The sequence below is a fragment of the Acinetobacter sp. AG3 genome (assembly GCF_022343575.1).
Classification (GTDB): Bacteria; Pseudomonadota; Gammaproteobacteria; order Pseudomonadales; family Moraxellaceae; genus Acinetobacter; species Acinetobacter guillouiae.
The window spans coordinates 2,696,648-2,712,454 of the sequence record NZ_JAKQZD010000001.1 but is presented as its reverse complement, the minus strand read 5'-3'; the positions used below and the strand labels follow the sequence as shown (position 1 = coordinate 2,712,454).

Annotated in this window: 11 protein-coding genes; 6 read left to right on the top strand and 5 right to left on the bottom strand. The window is 37.9% G+C overall.

Going from position 1 to position 15,807, the window contains the following annotated elements:
* Positions 1 to 45 precede the first annotated feature (45 nt).
* Positions 46 to 1,257, bottom strand: coding sequence for an aspartate aminotransferase family protein (locus tag L3V46_RS12720; RefSeq protein WP_239045881.1), 1,212 nt, complete (start codon positions 1,255 to 1,257; stop codon positions 46 to 48).
* A gap of 165 nt (positions 1,258 to 1,422) precedes the next feature.
* Between L3V46_RS12720 and grxD the strand changes: the two genes are divergently transcribed.
* Positions 1,423 to 1,764: a Grx4 family monothiol glutaredoxin gene (gene grxD, locus L3V46_RS12715; RefSeq protein WP_239045880.1), complete on the top strand. Its 342-nt coding sequence runs from the start codon at positions 1,423 to 1,425 to the stop codon at positions 1,762 to 1,764.
* Positions 1,765 to 2,001: 237 nt separating this feature from the next.
* Here grxD and L3V46_RS12710 read toward each other — a convergent pair whose 3' ends face one another.
* The gene (locus L3V46_RS12710; RefSeq protein ID WP_004820722.1) at positions 2,002 to 4,641 is read right to left on the bottom strand and encodes an ATP-binding protein; all 2,640 of its coding nucleotides are present in this window, start codon (positions 4,639 to 4,641) and stop codon (positions 2,002 to 2,004) included.
* 181 nt (positions 4,642 to 4,822) lie between these two features.
* Here L3V46_RS12710 and L3V46_RS12705 point away from each other — a divergent pair, with 181 nt between their 5' ends.
* From L3V46_RS12705 to rpmE, 4 genes are all read left to right on the top strand, one after another.
* Positions 4,823 to 7,018, top strand: a complete 2,196-nt coding sequence (locus L3V46_RS12705; protein WP_239045879.1) for an MFS transporter — start codon at positions 4,823 to 4,825, stop codon at positions 7,016 to 7,018.
* Between the two features lie 292 nt (positions 7,019 to 7,310).
* On the top strand, positions 7,311 to 7,712 hold the full coding sequence (gene gloA / locus L3V46_RS12700) for a lactoylglutathione lyase (protein ID WP_056512413.1): 402 nt from the start codon (positions 7,311 to 7,313) through the stop codon (positions 7,710 to 7,712).
* 351 nt (positions 7,713 to 8,063) lie between these two features.
* Positions 8,064 to 9,044 carry a bile acid:sodium symporter family protein gene (locus tag L3V46_RS12695; protein ID WP_239045878.1) on the top strand — a complete coding sequence of 327 codons (981 nt, stop codon included), beginning with the start codon at positions 8,064 to 8,066 and terminating at the stop codon, positions 9,042 to 9,044.
* Positions 9,045 to 9,282: 238 nt separating this feature from the next.
* A complete protein-coding gene (gene rpmE, locus L3V46_RS12690) occupies positions 9,283 to 9,507 on the top strand; it encodes a 50S ribosomal protein L31 (protein ID WP_004721254.1) in 225 nt (74 codons plus the stop codon).
* A gap of 146 nt (positions 9,508 to 9,653) precedes the next feature.
* Here rpmE and L3V46_RS12685 read toward each other — a convergent pair whose 3' ends face one another.
* The 3 genes from L3V46_RS12685 to epmB are packed head-to-tail and all read right to left on the bottom strand — an operon-like array spanning position 9,654 to position 14,655.
* Positions 9,654 to 11,891 carry an EAL domain-containing protein gene (locus L3V46_RS12685; protein WP_239045877.1) on the bottom strand — a complete coding sequence of 746 codons (2,238 nt, stop codon included), beginning with the start codon at positions 11,889 to 11,891 and terminating at the stop codon, positions 9,654 to 9,656.
* Positions 11,873 to 13,624, bottom strand: a complete 1,752-nt coding sequence (locus L3V46_RS12680; RefSeq protein ID WP_034612070.1) for a hypothetical protein — start codon at positions 13,622 to 13,624, stop codon at positions 11,873 to 11,875. Before L3V46_RS12680 ends, L3V46_RS12685 begins: the two co-directional genes overlap by 19 nt.
* 14 nt (positions 13,625 to 13,638) lie before the next feature.
* Positions 13,639 to 14,655 (bottom strand): EF-P beta-lysylation protein EpmB, encoded by a 1,017-nt coding sequence (epmB, locus tag L3V46_RS12675; protein WP_239045876.1) that lies wholly within the window; start codon positions 14,653 to 14,655, stop codon positions 13,639 to 13,641.
* A gap of 340 nt (positions 14,656 to 14,995) precedes the next feature.
* On the opposite strand from epmB, the gene efp reads away from it, so the two are divergent.
* Positions 14,996 to 15,565 carry an elongation factor P gene (gene efp, locus L3V46_RS12670; RefSeq protein WP_004721246.1) on the top strand — a complete coding sequence of 190 codons (570 nt, stop codon included), beginning with the start codon at positions 14,996 to 14,998 and terminating at the stop codon, positions 15,563 to 15,565.
* Positions 15,566 to 15,807: the final 242 nt, after the last annotated feature.

Genomic DNA, 15,807 nt, shown 5'->3' with positions numbered 1-15,807 from the left:
CCAAAAGAGATTAACGGGTTAATCTCTTAAAGCATTTATTCACAATTAGGCAAGGAACTCTTTAATTGCAGGTACTAAGCGTTTTAATAGATCATCTGCTTGCTCATGATTCATATTCAAGGCAGGCAGTAAACGCACCACATTGCCTGAAGTAACGTTAATAATTAAATGATGCTTATCACGTGCAATGTTTACTAATTCGGCACAGTCTTTAGGTAATTCGATACCAATCATCATGCCGAAACCGCGCACAATCACATTTTGCTCCACAAGTTGAGCACGGAACTGATCAACCAGATATGCTCCAATTTCAGCAGCATTTGCAACGATATTTTCTTTTTGGATCAAGTCAATCACTGTGTAGACAACACGAGAGCCTAAATGCGTACCACTATAAGTAGAGCCATGATTTCCCGCAGCCAGTACTCCAACACCACGACCTTGTGTCATCACAGCACCGATTGGAAAACCATTTCCGAGGCCTTTTGCTGTGGTTAAAACATCTGGAATAATATTGGTATGTTGATAAGCAAAGTATTTACCGGTACGGCCATTACCTGTTTGAACTTCATCTAGCATCATTAACCAATTATGTTGGTTGCAAATACGACGAATATCTTCAAGGTAGCTAAAGCCTTGAGGTGCGGTATTGACACCACCTTCACCTTGGATCGGTTCAACCAAAATTGCCACAATGTCAGGATGCTGAATAGCGGCTTCTTCAATGGCTTCTACATCGCCAAAAGGCACACGAATAAAGCCTTCAACCAGTGGTGCAAAGCCTTCTTGAACCTTTTTATTGCCCGTAGCTGAAAGCGTTGCAAGGGTACGACCATGGAATGATTGATCCGCAACAATGATTTTTGGGTTGGAAACACCTTGTAAGTGACCAAATTTACGTGCAATTTTAATTGCACCTTCATTTGATTCTGCACCACTGTTTGAGAAAAAGATTTCTTCCATACCCGAAACTTCAGCCAGCTTTTGCGCTGCTGCAGTTTGCCAAGAGACTTCGTAAATATTGCTGGTATGGATTAATGTAGCCGCTTGTTCTGCTATAGCCTCTGCCAGCACAGGATGAGCATGTCCCAAGCCACACACGGCAATACCTGTCAATGCATCTAAATACTCTGTACCATTTTCAGTATAAAGATAAGAACCTCGTCCTCGGACAAAGCTGATCGGTTGACGGCTGAATACAGGCATCAAATGTGAAGGTTGATCAGTTTGTACCGGAGCGAGGGTGATGTTATTCATAACTAACTCTTATCTGTTAGGAGTGGAAAGGGTAAAGGATTATCTAACCAAAATATGCACAAGATTTAAAGCTTTAATATAAATAAAATTGGAAATAATCGTCTAGACATATTCTTTATTGTGGATTTAGGTATAATGCAGGCAGATGAGTTGAGGATTTAATCAATGACTGAACAAGCGCGTGATACAGAAGCGTTAATTCGCGATCAAATAGCTAAACATGCAGTACTTCTTTATATGAAAGGTACACCGCAATTTCCACAATGTGGTTTCTCTGCACGTGCAGTTGAAGCACTTAGCCAAATTGGTCGTCCATTTGCTTATGTAAATATCTTGGAAAATCCAGATATTCGTGCAACTTTGCCACAAATTGCAAATTGGCCTACATTCCCGCAATTGTGGATTCATGGCGAATTGATTGGCGGTAGCGACATTATGCTAGAAATGTTCCAAAATGGTGAATTAAAGCCATTGATTGAACAATATAGCCCAGCACCAGATGCTTAATAAGTTGATGATGTAGAAAAAGCACCGGAAGGTGCTTTTTTATTGGCTAAGATTATTTTGTTTTCGCTTGGCTATGCTGATCTGCAGCCTAGACGAGATTACGTCATGACTGATGCGCTGTTTCAATGTTTGTTTTTTGCATATTGGGTTTTGATATTTAGTAAACCACCCAAATACATAAGACAAAGCTTTGAATATTCAAAGCTTTGTCTATTTAAGGTCTAACCAAGAAGCAATTTAAGCTGACTTGCGCTTATTTTGCTTTGCTGCAACTTCAGCTTGGTTTTCGTCAGTAATGATGCTTGTTGATTCAGCTTCTGCCTTTTTCGGTTTTTTCCCTTTGTTCTTTTTTTTCTTTTTCTTTGGCTTGTGCTCTATTTCAACACCATCTTCCAAGGCTTGCCAATATTCAAGCTGTGCCATCACTGCTGCATAGATTGAACCTTTGGTATAACGACCTTTTTTATCTAATGCCCCAACAGGTCGAGCCATTAAGATTTCTAAAGCTTGATCAATGGTGTCTATTGCATGTATATGGAATTGACCCTCATTGACAGCCTCAATCACATCATGGCGAAGCATTAAATGCTGCATATTTTGACGTGGAATAATCACCCCTTGTTTGCCTGTCAATCCTTGGAGTTTGCACGCATCGAAGAATCCTTCAATTTTTGCATTGACCCCACCAATAGGTTGAACTTGACCCAATTGGTTCATCGAACCTGTGATCGCCCACGATTGATCAATAGGTAATTGGCAGATTGCGGAAATCAATGCAGATAGCTCTGCAACCGTGGCACTGTCACCATCCACTTGACCATAACTTTGTTCAAAGGCGAGGGCAGCAGAGAAATGCAAAATCTGTTCACGACCAAAATGAGCTTTTAAGAAACTCGACATCAGCAAGACACCTTTGGCATGTAATGAACCACCAAGTTCTACACTGCGCTCAATATCTAGAATGTCACCACCACCTTGGTATACAGAAGCGGTTAAGCGTGACGGTAGACCAAACTCAACATCAGCATAGTGGATCACGGATAAAGCATTGATCTGACCTAAACGATGGCCGCGTGTCTCAATCAGTTGCGTACCACGTGACAAGTCTTGCCAATAAAGCTCTCTTAAATAGCCTAAGCGATATTGACGATGTTTTAGGGCAGTGTTGATATGATGAGAGGTGACTAACTTTTCATCTGATTGTGCAGCGTGATGATGAGATTCACGGATCAAGTCACCTAGGGTCAAAGCATGTAAAGACAATGAACTCTGGTCTTCAGCTTGGCGACTTGAATCTGTTAGTAATGCCGCCAATGCTGAGCGATCAAAAGGCAGTAATTTGTCTTGTTGAACATAGTCTGCAATCAGTTGCATATAGGCTTGTTCATTATCATCATTACGTTGCAGGGTATCGGTAAAATCAGCACGAATTTTAAAAACACTGCCTAATTCTGGCTCTAGTTCTAAAATTTCATAATAAATTTCAGGTTCTGCCAATAAAACCACTTTTAAGTTGAGTGGCACAGATGCAGGCTCAATTGAAATACTGCCAGTTAAAGTCAGCATGTGCTCAAGAGAAGATAGCTTTAATTGTCCTGATTTTAATGCACGTTTTAGCCCTTGCCATGCATAAGGCTGTTCTAACAGCTGTTCTGCTTCTAAAATTAAAAAACCACCATTGGCTTGATGCAATGAGCCTGGGCGAATCAGAGTAAAGTCGGTGGTGATGGTGCCGTTTTGCGTCAGCTGTTCAACATGTCCCAGTAAATTATAGTGTGTTGGGAAGTCTTCAAAAATAACTGGTGCACCAGAGTTTGGCTTATTGCTCACGACGACATTGGCTTGGTAACGTGAAGGAACTCGATTAAATAAAGCAGGAGAGAACTCTTCACCTTCTTGATCTAAAATCGTTTCAACATTTTCAATGATATCTGCTGCAAAATGTTTTAAGTATTGATCGAGTCCGTGTACGGTTTTAAATTTACTTAAAATCAAATCTATACGAGGAATCACCACTTGTTTGGCGATATCACGATTCAGTTCAGAAACTTGATCACGAGCATCATCTTCCAAATCACCTAACTGAAGGCCAAGCCGTTCAAGCTTTTTATCCATATAACGCATATTGGAATTAATTTCTGCGCGTTGTTTACTGTCGAGCGCATTAATATCTTCCTGTGACATTTCCAATACTTTGTCATCTTTGACATGGATTGGCACAAAAATATGTTCATCGTTACGATTAATCAGTTTTAGGTCAAGGTCTTCGCCTTCTTTGGTCAGTTCAACTAAAGCGAGTTGTTGCTCATTTCCCGTGATTTGACGAATACGTTCAATACGATTGTGATAGGTTTCAGCACTAAAGCGACGTTCAAGTTGCTTGAGAATGGTTTGCCATGCTTGGTGGATTAAGGCTTGAAACTTACTACCTTGGCCTGCTTGAAAACGCAGTGCAATCGGTTGTCGCGCATTTTTAAAATTATAAACATAGACCCAATCATCAGGCGTTTGCATGGTTTTGGCATGCTGCTGTAATAAACGCTTGATCATGGTTCTTTTGCCAAGACCTGCCGTCCCCACAGCAAAAATGTTGTAGCCTGAATAAGGTAAAGCAATCCCTGCTTCTACAGAGGCTCTGGCGCGATCTTGCCCTAAGAAATTATTTAAGGGCTTGATTCTCTTAGTTGACGTAGGAATCTTGCTTAGATTCGGGATATGCGTCAGTTGTTCTGATTTTAGTGCGGTTTGTGTCAACGTGTTTTGAATTTCCGTTTGATCAAAAGCAGATGGAAAAATCGTTTCAGTTTTTTGTATTGGGGTTGCAGTCGTCGTAATTGAAACAGTAGTAGAGCTTAATTGATCGTGTCTTTGGGTCACAGGTGAAATCCAAAACTTATATGGGTTGAAAAGTTAAAGGTATACAGGATTGGGGGTAAAGATCAAGCGCCAAAAGCGGAAATATCTGTAAAAGCGCTCATCAGTTGCATAAAAGTGATTGAAACTCTAAGCATTAAGCGGTTGAATAGCACTATTTCATTTTTCAGAAAATAACAACGCAATGACAACGCAACTATCTCAGCAATCAACTGAGCAGAATTCCACAGCAAAAAATGGGTGGAAATCTGCTTTTGCCGCTTTTATCGATCGGCGTGCTGCAATTATGCTCTTTCTTGGGTTTTCAGCAGGTATTCCTATTCTGCTCATTTTTTCAAGTTTATCTTTATGGTTAGGTGAGGCCGGAATTGAAAAAAGTGCAGTGACTTTTTTTAGTTGGGCCGCGCTGGGCTATTCTTTTAAATTTGTATGGGCACCGCTGATTGATGAATTACCCGTCCCGATACTCACCAAAAAATTGGGTCGGCGCCGTGCTTGGTTGTTGATTGCACAAGTACTGATTATCTGTGCGATCTGTATTATGGCGTTTTCTGATCCTGCTTTGGGCCAAAGTTATATTTACCAAATGGCTGTGGGAGCGGTATTACTGGGGTTTTCCGCAGCAACACAAGATATTGTGATTGATGCCTATCGAATCGAGCTGGCTGAAACCGAGATGCAAACGGTGTTGGCATCGACCTATAACGCAGGCTATCGTTTAGGGATGATTCTCGCTGGTGCGGGGGCTTTATTTCTTGCTGCTTCTTTGGGGACTGCAAAAGGGAACTATATTTATGAAGCGTGGAAATATACTTATTTAACGATGGCGCTGGTGATGCTAGTGGGTATTATCACCACTTTAGTGATCCGAGAACCTTTGGTTAATCGAGTTGATAAACACTATAAAAATATTGATTACTATCGTTTAGTTTTGGTCTTTATCTTGGCTGTGGCGAGTTTTGTTTGTTTATATATTTACTCCGATGACATGGTTCAATATCTGCAAGCGAGTTGGAAAGTCGAAGACAATTTGCTGAAGTTTTTAATGGAAGCGGTACGCTTTTTAGGCTCAGGCCTCGGTGCAATTCTTGTTGCAACATCGTTGATTCGTTTTGGTGTCGTCAATAAAAAGATGGCCTATGAGACTTGGGTTAACCCGATTGCTGATTTTTTTAAGCGTTATGGGGTAAAGCTGGCATTGGTTCTGCTGTTATTGATCGGTTTCTATCGAATTTCAGACATTATTGCGGGTGTTATTTCGAATGTTTTCTATCAAGATTTAAACTTCACCAAAGAACAAATTGCAGAAGCCGTTAAAATTTACGGAGTTATTTTTAGCCTATTGGGTGGTTTTTTAGGTGGCTTACTTGCACAACGCATGAACATTATGAAATTGATGTTTGTCGGTGCTGTTTTGGCAAGTTCAACCAATTTGATCTTTATTGGATTGGTGAAATCTGGTGCACCGATGCAAGCTGTATCTGTACAGATTGGCGATAAGAAATTTCAAGCTCAACCTGATGAAGTAGGCTATTGGAAAGTTTCTGTGCCTGGTCAGGACTTGTTAGGGGAAAATACCATTCATATCAAAGCAGCATTGGTTGATCAGGCTGTCGCGAATGAATATACGGTGCCCTATTTAAAAGAAAATGCCAAGCCCCAAATTCAATTGTTGCCTATTACCAGTGACAATCAATTGTCTGAAACAGAAGCAAAGCAAAGTATTGTGGTTAAGGGGCAGATTGCAGGAATATCTGTATCTGAGCTTAATCCAGATCAGCCGATTACCCTTAAACTCGATGGCAAAACATATCCTGCAAAATTAGATAAAGATGGTTTGTTTAGTGGTGCGATTGACGGTAAAGCCTTATATGCTTCTGGCTCAAAAAACGTGATCGCCGTGGTAAATTATCAACACGCACAAGCAGTATTAAGTACTCAACAAAGCTATCAATTAACAACGATAAAAAGTGATATCGATGTGGATATTCAACCACTTCCAGTGATTAAAGCCGATTCCTCTGCAGCCGTTGAAATTAAGGGTAAAGTGATTGAAAAATATAGTTCTGGTTGGCTGTATTTTGCCATTGTTGTCGATAATTTAGCTTCAGGTTTAGCTGGTGCAGCATTTATTGCGTTCTTGTCTAGTTTGACCAGTGTGTCATTTACAGCAGTTCAATATGCGATCTTTAGCTCATTGATGACGCTTACACCTAAAATTTTAGGTGGTTATTCTGGAACAATTGTCACCCACATTGGTTATCCTAAATTCTTTTTAATGACCACTTTAATTGGTATTCCGATTCTATTGCTTGTGTTATGGGTTGGAAGATTATTGCGAGAACATCAAGCACAAAAGGTGAGTCAATCCATCGAGTAAGCGACTGAATTACTCAAGATAGATTTATGATGATCACAAGAAGCCTATTTTATCTTATAGATAAAGTAGGCTTTTTTTATCAGAAGGTGGTTTGAATCATTGGATTGCTAACACATTCAAACAGCTTGCTCGAAAGATAAAGCTGTAGTGTTCAGCTAAAAATAAGCGGTTGTTGCTTAAAAAAAATCCAAAAGACGGCATCAATTGAGCAGCTGAAATATAGATAAATTGAAATATTGAACTGTATTGCCTATATTGGCAGATGATATCTGATCAAACAGGAAAATAAATCATGCGCATGTTGCATACCATGTTACGAGTAGGCAATTTAGAACAATCTTTAGCGTTCTATACTGAAGTTCTCGGTATGACATTACTTCGTAAACGTGATTATGAAGAAGGGCGGTTTACTTTAGCATTTGTGGGTTATGGTGATGAAGAACACCATACCGTGTTAGAACTTACCCATAACTGGGATACTGCAAGTTATGAATTAGGTAATGCTTATGGACATATTGCGATTGGTGTTGATGATGCCTATAAAGCCTGTGAAGAGATCAAAGCACGTGGTGGTAATGTGGTACGTGAAGCAGGTCCTATGAAAGGTGGTGTCACAGTCATTGCTTTTGTTGAAGATCCAGATGGTTATAAAATTGAATTGATCCAACAAGATCAAGATGCACGAAATAATTGATGATTTAAAAATGATGCAGGTCTAGTGTTTATTTGGCAAAGACATATCAATAAAGATCTTTCATAAATCAAAAAATGATCATGTAGAGTGAATTATATTGGTATTGAAAGTTCTTCCTCCCTCTGGGAGAAGGTTAGGATGAGGGTGCTTTTATGTTGATTTATGGTTTTAAAAAGCACTTATGAAAGAAGTCTAATAGACCTTAAATTAACTTGATATGTGTCGTAAATAAATAGTGAACATTTAGCCAAATGAGTAGCTTTATTTATTTCGCTCAGTAAGATTGAATTTTACCCGATAGTAAAATTTAACTACTGGGCTTTTTCATGTTTAAAATACAGGACGTTGCTTATGAAAATGTTGAAATTATTAGCATTGGATCGCTTTACGATACTTTTAATCGCGATGGTGGTTTTAGCTTCTATTTTACCGATTTCAGGTCAGGCAGCGCTTATCTTTGGAAAAATCACCACAATTGCGATTGCAATTTTATTTTTCCTACATGGCGCAAAATTATCACGTGAAGCCGTGATTGAGGGGATTTTGCATTGGAAATTGCATGGATTGGTTTTTGCTTTTACCTTTTTAGTTTTTCCTTTATTGGGACTAATGGCAAAACCTGTGCTTGAACCTTTGTTGGGTCAACAGTTGTATTGGGGTTTTCTGTTTATGTGCTTTTTGCCATCGACAGTACAATCGTCAATTGCATTTACCTCTGTTGCAAAAGGGAGCGTGGCAGCAGCTGTATGCAGTGCCTCATTTTCAAACCTGATCGGTATGTTTATTACTCCGATTTTGGTGAGCATATTTATTTTCGGTCAATCTAAGCATAATTACGATCCAACTTCTTCTATTATCGAAATCACCTTGTTGTTGTTGGTTCCATTTGTTCTAGGGCAGGTATTACGCCCTTATGTATTTCCATTGATGCAGAAAATGCCAAAGATCGTCAAAGTTTTTGATCAAGGCTCGATTTTGATGGTGGTCTATGGTGCATTTAGTGGGGCTGTGGTGGCAGGTTTATGGCATCAGGTCAGCTTATCTACATTGATTTATCTCACCTTGGCATGTTCGATTCTACTTACGGTGATTATGCTATTGGCGTTGTATGTTCCAAAATGGCTTGGATTTAGCAAGGCAGATCAGATTTCAATCTTCTTCTGTGGATCGAAGAAAACCCTTGCCAGTGGTGTGCCTATGGCGCAGATTTTATTTATTGGGCAGCCTTTAGGTATGATTGTGTTACCGATTATGATTTTCCATCAAATCCAGTTAATGGTTTGTGGGGTGATTGCAAACTACTGGTCTAAGCAAAAGCATTCTGACGAATAAATTAGTATCGATTGTTAATTGATTGGCTCGCAATTTATAAATATTTCGAGTATAATCTTGCCCACTTGTTGTGCTTAGCTCTGACGCTTATAGTCTCGGTGGGCCAAAAGAAATGGTCTGTTGTGGTGTTAACCTGCTGGTTTTTAATTTAAATCTGCTTTCCTCAAAGTTTTATTAGATTTTGAGAGTGGTTAATTGCGATGACAGCTAAACCTTTCTTAACTTAGGAGAATCGACCATGCGTGCCGATATTCACCCAAAATACGAAAAATTAGTTGCTACTTGTTCATGTGGTAACGTTATCGAAACTCGTTCAGCTTTAGGTAAAGAAACACTTTATCTAGACGTATGTTCAGCTTGCCACCCATTCTATACTGGTAAACAGAAGAATGTTGATACTGGCGGCCGTATCGATAAATTCAAACAACGTTTTGCTGGTATGTCACGTTCTGTTAAGCGTTAATACGACAAAACATAAAAAACGGGCTCTAGCCCGTTTTTTTGTTGCTGAATTTTATCTCGTGTTGATCTATTTCAGGATCCGACAAAGTGATAGATTTAAAAAAAGGTTGAGCATTTTAAATGCTCAACCTTTTTTAGTATTAGACTTTATTGATCTTGAACATCAGTCAAGTGATCCAGTTTCTTTTGGAAATATTCACCTTGCAAGAATCTGACATCTACATTCCACGCATTTGCAAAAGAGTTCATATCATTTAGATTTTTCAGTAGCAATTCAATTGGCTTGATTGCATGATATTTTTCAAGGGTATGCTGGAATTGCGTCATAGTCGCATCACTATTGAGCTGCTTTGTAAACTTCTCATCCAGCGTTACTAAGCTCACATCCAATTGTTTTAAGATTGCTTCACTTGAAATGCTCGAACCAAAACGTCGAATTGAAATTTCGGCACCATGATCACGTAAAACGCCAATTTGCTTTTGAGTTTCTAAGATATTTTTTGCAATATCTTCCTCATCAAATTGTAAAATCAGTGGATGAGATTGGCGGCTTCCAACAATGGTCAATAGTTTAGAAATAAGCTCAGGGAACTGTTTGTCATGGAACAGCACATGACGATTTAAATTGACGATTAATTTTGCTTCTGGATATTGAGTGATAAAGTTATGTAATTGCTTACATGCTTCAACTAAAATCCAGCGATCTAATTTAATTGAAAGCTCAATATCATCATCTAAATCAATTAAATTACTTACTTTTTTCCACTGATTTTCAAAAATAAAACCGCTACTGACTTCATAAGTATTTAAATTGCTATCTTGTTTGTCATAAAGCTGTTGGTATTTTAGCTGAATCTCACCTTTTTCAAGCGATTGGGCAATTTGACCAAGAATCGCGGAGGTTTTAAAGATATGTGGCGCTGGCGTTTCTTGAATTTGAACTGGTTTCTCTACAGCTGTATTTTCAACTTGAGGTTTTGGGGAAAATTCAATGGAGTTACTTTGTATTTGCAGCGGTTCTGCTTGATCTAATTTGGGTTCAAGCAATGACAATTCAATTTTAGTGTCTTGTAAAGTCGCCGTTAATTGTTGCTCGGATACAGAGTCTTTTTTTGCCAGACGATGATTATAAGCTTGTTCTAAAACGTCGTTAAAACTTGCTTCTGTAAAGCTGTTTTGCTGTATGTTTGAATAGCCAATCTTAATATTCAGTGGGTAGGTATGACCATCAATTTCCAATAATTGAGGTTTTTCTAAAGCATGTAGCCCATGAATACGAGATTCTAAAATGGTGTCAGACTCAGCTTGTAAAATCACTGCATACAACAACATATCAATTTGATATACCGTGGTATTGGTTTGTTCTTGAATAAAGTTTTTAAAGCCTTCTAAGTATTGAACGGCTGTTTTCCAAGGAGAAGTTAAAATATTCTCAGGACAAGCGGCAAAGCTAAACAGTACCAATGCATTCGATTTGGCAGGTTGGTTAATTAAAGCGTACTGAATTTTTTGCAGACTAGTTGCGACAGCACTGATGCTTTTCTTATTCGATTCGGATGATTGTGCTTGCGGTTTTTGACTTGTAGAATTGATCTCGATGGTGATTTGAATACAGTCTTCTTCATCTGAAGGCAGAAATTCAATTTTTAATGGATTTTCTGATTTAGCATTGCTATTCAGTGTATCAATTTCAAAACGTGCTAAATCAAAATTACCTTGAGAAATCTTTTTAAAACGTTGTTTAAAATCATTGATATTCTTCGGTTTTAAAATATCTAATACAGGCAATCCGATAATTTCTGCTTCATCTTTTAGACCAAACAGTTTTAAATATTCAGCATTGGCTTGAGTATGGATACCTTCCTGAATTAAGGCAATCGCTTTATGTTGTTCTTCAACCAAGGCTTGAGCTTGATTTTTTGCACTTTCAAGATCGTTTAAAAGGTGCTTTTTCGCTTGTAAGGTACGGCTATAAGACAACGCACGGATTAAGCTAATATAAAAACGATCGGTATATTCTAAATTAACAACATCATAGATGCCTTTTTGAATATAGGACTGATATTGGTTGGTTTGATAATCTTCAGGTTTTAAGAACAAAACAGGCAGATCAATATCAGCAGAGGCTTGAATTAAGGTAATGGCTTGCTCAATTTTGATGTCATAAGCACGACCAAAAATAATCAAGTCCCATGAGGTATTGAGTTGTTTTTCAAAACTTTTTAAATCATCTAATAAAAGCGCTTGTACTTGATGATTCTTACTTTGAAAAAGATCAATAATTTGATTATAACGAATCTGGTTATCATCAATAATGAGTAATCTAGTTTCAGAGAGTTTTAATTTTTTCGATAATAATAAATTTCTCACTTTAAAGCTTCCCATACATCTTGATTATTCAAATTGGCAGATTGGTGTTGAATGAATTGATCAATGCGGTCATTTTCTTCATCATTGATCAATTCAAATTCGTACTGAATAAAGCTCTGGGTAATTAACAATGTTTTTGTTAAATACACCTTAATTTCTTCAGTGTCTAAACGTAGATAAATTGCTTGCTGTTCTTTGAAGAACGGTAAATTTGGCAAAATAATGGAAACATTGGATTCATTTAAATTTTGCACTTGAACCATAAGGCAAGGGTGGTAGTTAATCGTCGAACGATCCGCTGGAACTTTTACCGCACATGGGTAGATGTCTTGAGCTAAAACCTCTAAACCCACTTCATAGGTTTTTTTAACAGATTGTTTGATCCAACGAATGATCGCACCTTTCCATTTGTCATTGAGGCTTTCATTGACCAAGATAAATTCACCCGTGCGTAAATTTCGTGGGGTTTCATCTGACCAGCGAATACGATAACCGTTTACACTGATATCCAGTACTTGGGTCTGATAGATCTGTTTTGCTTCACGGTCTAAAGTTTTGATTTGTCCTAAGTTCGATGCTGTGCTTGAACCTGTTGAAATCGATGAATGAATATTGGACTCAGACTGAAATGCATAATTATTATTTAAATTAAGTGTTTCATAAAAATTCTTAGCTTTGGATAAATAGAAGTGTGCGGTTTGTAAGCTAAAACAAATTTGAAGTTGTGCAGAGTATTCATAACGCTCATGTTGACGTTCAGTTGTGGTACCCAAGACATTTTGCACATGAAATTTTAATGCAGCAGATAAATAGATTTGTTCATTTTTAGACAGATATTCGTCTTTATGAATTGTTGAATTAATATGTTCAAGCAGATTCTGTGTAGAAATATACAAAGAAGTACGGAAATTCGCATGTTGTTTGCGATTATAAATTGGTGGAACGTCTTTAGAGCCATCAATCACATAACGCGATAAGCTGGTTTCTCTTGGTAAAATTTGGATCAGTTTGACCCAATCAAAAGTACATTGATAAAGTGCTTGTGTTTCTGAAGGGCGAATTTGGTGCGTATTAAAAATATCCAAAAGCAGCACTTGTGCATAGGCCTGCTGGATATTTTGAATGGTAAAGTGTGTACCTTGTAATTGGTTGATATTAATATTAAATTCTTGGTTCTTAACTGCAAGCTCGTAAAGATGATGTGTGGTGAGCCATTGATGGGTCAATGGACCACTGTAGAGCATTTGCTGTTGAACCAACAATAAACCAAGTTGTTCTAAAGCATAAAAGGTTGCAAGTGTACGCGCTGTTTGTAAATTTCGTTTTTGTTTGAAATTAAAAAATGAGAATTTATTTGAAACCAGTGTCTGATGACTTCTTCGCACAATATTGATATAGACGTTGGCAAAATAGGTGCGAATTCTAGAGGATAAATCAATAATATGTTCAATACGTGCATTTTGAGAAAGACCTTGATTTAAGATGTTTTTTTCAAGGCTTGATAAAATGCTTTCGGTAATTGGGTGTAAAACTTGAATTAAATCAAAGCGTAGCATTTCGCTACAATCCAGTTCGCTGATTTCACAAATGGCTTTTAAGACCGACTCTGAGGTATCGCCAAGTTGCATAATAGACAGTGTGGCGACCCATGCATTGACAGATGCCACCGAATTTTCTGCAAAACTTAGACTTTCTCGTTGTAGAACCGTGATATTTTGAAAAATTTCTGAAATTTCTTTATTTATCATGAGCATTTCAACTCTTAAAAGGTTGTGACTCCAAACAGCGGTGTTTTATTATTTTCTCCCGCGACTTCTCGAACCAATTTAGGAACTAGATAACCCGGTAAACTGGCCAATACATCCTTATAAATCTGATCAATTTTTTCCGCCCCTAAATCGAAATGATGCGCACCTTTTACTTTATCTAAAACATGAAGATAATACGGTAAAATTTGTGCTTCAAAAAGTCGTTGACTTAAATTAACGAGAGTTTGTGCAGAATCATTCACACCTTTAAGTAAAACGGCTTGATTCAACACAAGAATATTTTGTTTTGCTAAATGAGATAACTTTGCACAGGTCAAATTATCTAATTCTGCAGGATGGTTCGAGTGTACCACTAGAATTACACGTAGCCTACTGTTTTTCAATAAAGAAACTAGCTCTTCATCGATTCTTTCTGGAATTACAATTGGAACGCGTGAATGAATTCTCAAGATCTTAATCTGACTGAGAGATTCTAGACGTTCTATCCAAGTGGCTAATTTTCGGTTAGATAAAGTTAATGGATCACCACCACTTAAAATCACTTCATTGATTTCAGGATGAGCTTCTAAATAGCTTTTAATGTTCAACCAGTCTTCATTTTTAGGTAAATTTTCTTGGTATGGAAAATGACGACGGAAGCAATAACGGCAGTGCACGGCACATGCACCAGTGAGGGTCAGTAAAAAACGTGATTTATACTTATGTAAAACCCCAGGAATTTGATTGGCTTGTTCTTCATCAAGTGGATCTGTGACAAAGCCTTCGTGTTCTTCCATTTCCAGATGATGTGGTAAAACTTGCAATAAAAGTGGATCTAGGGGATTGCCAACTTCCATCTTTCTGACAAATGCACGGGGCACACGTAGTTTAAATTGTCCAGACGCAAGGATTGCACCAGACAATAACTGTGCTTTAGAAAGTTCGAGTATTTCTAACAGTTCTAATGGATCAGTAATTAAATCACTGAGTTGAGATTGCCAATTTTGCTCTTGATATAAGTAATTTAACATGCCACGTGCGATAAATAGTTGAAGATAGGGGAAAGCGGATGGTATTGCTTGTTCAGATTGAATCTGTCAGGCCCAATCTGAAATGTTTCACTGGAAAAATGCTTTCAGTACAGCTGATTTGTATTGAACAGCTGTGAATCACCAATGAATCGAAGATTTTACCCTCAATCTGACCGAACATGGGTAATTTTTCATTGCTTCACGATGTATTGCTCATTTAGAATACGAAAAATGTAAAATACATTCTTTGCTGTTTGGAATGATCACTGTCACAAATCGGGTGATTTGCTGATAGCATCGCAGTAGAGATTTAAATTAGTAAGTTCGGAGTGTGCCTTTCATGGCCTATTATTCTACAAATGATTTCAAAGCTGGCCTAAAGGTTATGCTTGATGGTAACCCATGTTCAATCATGGAAAACGAATATGTAAAACCAGGTAAAGGTCAAGCGTTTAACCGTGTAAAACTACGTAACCTAAGATCTGGCAAAGTATTAGAAAAAACTTTTAAATCAGGTGAATCTTTAGAAGCAGCTGATATTGTAGAAGTAGAAATGGATTATCTCTACAACGATGGCGAATTGTGGAACTTCATGGATCCAGTATCTTTCGAACAAATTGCTGCTGATAAAGTTGCAATGGGCGATGCTGCAAAATGGTTAAAAGACGATTCAAACGAAAAATGCACAATTATGCTATTTAATGGTATTCCATTAAACGTTAGTGCACCAAACTTCGTTGTATTGAAAATCGTTGAAACTGATCCAGGTGTTCGTGGTGATACTTCAGGTGGTGGTGGTAAACCAGCTAAACTTGAAACGGGTGCAGTTGTACGTGTTCCATTATTTGTACAGCAAGAAGAAAGCGTTCGTGTAGACACCCGTACTGGTGATTACTTAGAGCGTGCTTAATCATTTTATTGAAAAATGATGACGCTGAGGGATGATGAAAATCATCCCTTTTTTATTGTGCATAGATTGAGTTGGTATACGGCTTTTTAAAAGTACAAGCCTTTATAAAAATAGAGGGTATCGGCTAAATTTTCGACTAAAGTCGTAGATCGACAGCCTATAATTAATAGTAGAGTCAGAGAGTCAGATGATTACATTGATGATAAAAATAACAAAGTCGCGATTTAAGTCACTGTGATGTC

Bases quoted from the DNA above. Each gene is read 5' to 3' on its own strand.
- L3V46_RS12720 (WP_239045881.1), bottom strand. From the start codon at position 1,257: ATGAATAACATCACCCTCGCTCCGGTACAAACTGATCAACCTTCACAT.
- grxD (WP_239045880.1), top strand. From the start codon at position 1,423: ATGACTGAACAAGCGCGTGATACAGAAGCGTTAATTCGCGATCAAATA.
- L3V46_RS12705 (WP_239045879.1), top strand. From the start codon at position 4,823: ATGACAACGCAACTATCTCAGCAATCAACTGAGCAGAATTCCACAGCA.
- gloA (WP_056512413.1), top strand. From the start codon at position 7,311: ATGCGCATGTTGCATACCATGTTACGAGTAGGCAATTTAGAACAATCT.
- L3V46_RS12695 (WP_239045878.1), top strand. From the start codon at position 8,064: ATGAAAATGTTGAAATTATTAGCATTGGATCGCTTTACGATACTTTTA.
- rpmE (WP_004721254.1), top strand. From the start codon at position 9,283: ATGCGTGCCGATATTCACCCAAAATACGAAAAATTAGTTGCTACTTGT.
- L3V46_RS12685 (WP_239045877.1), bottom strand. From the start codon at position 11,891: ATGGGAAGCTTTAAAGTGAGAAATTTATTATTATCGAAAAAATTAAAA.
- L3V46_RS12680 (WP_034612070.1), bottom strand. From the start codon at position 13,624: ATGATAAATAAAGAAATTTCAGAAATTTTTCAAAATATCACGGTTCTA.
- epmB (WP_239045876.1), bottom strand. From the start codon at position 14,655: ATGTTAAATTACTTATATCAAGAGCAAAATTGGCAATCTCAACTCAGT.
- efp (WP_004721246.1), top strand. From the start codon at position 14,996: ATGGCCTATTATTCTACAAATGATTTCAAAGCTGGCCTAAAGGTTATG.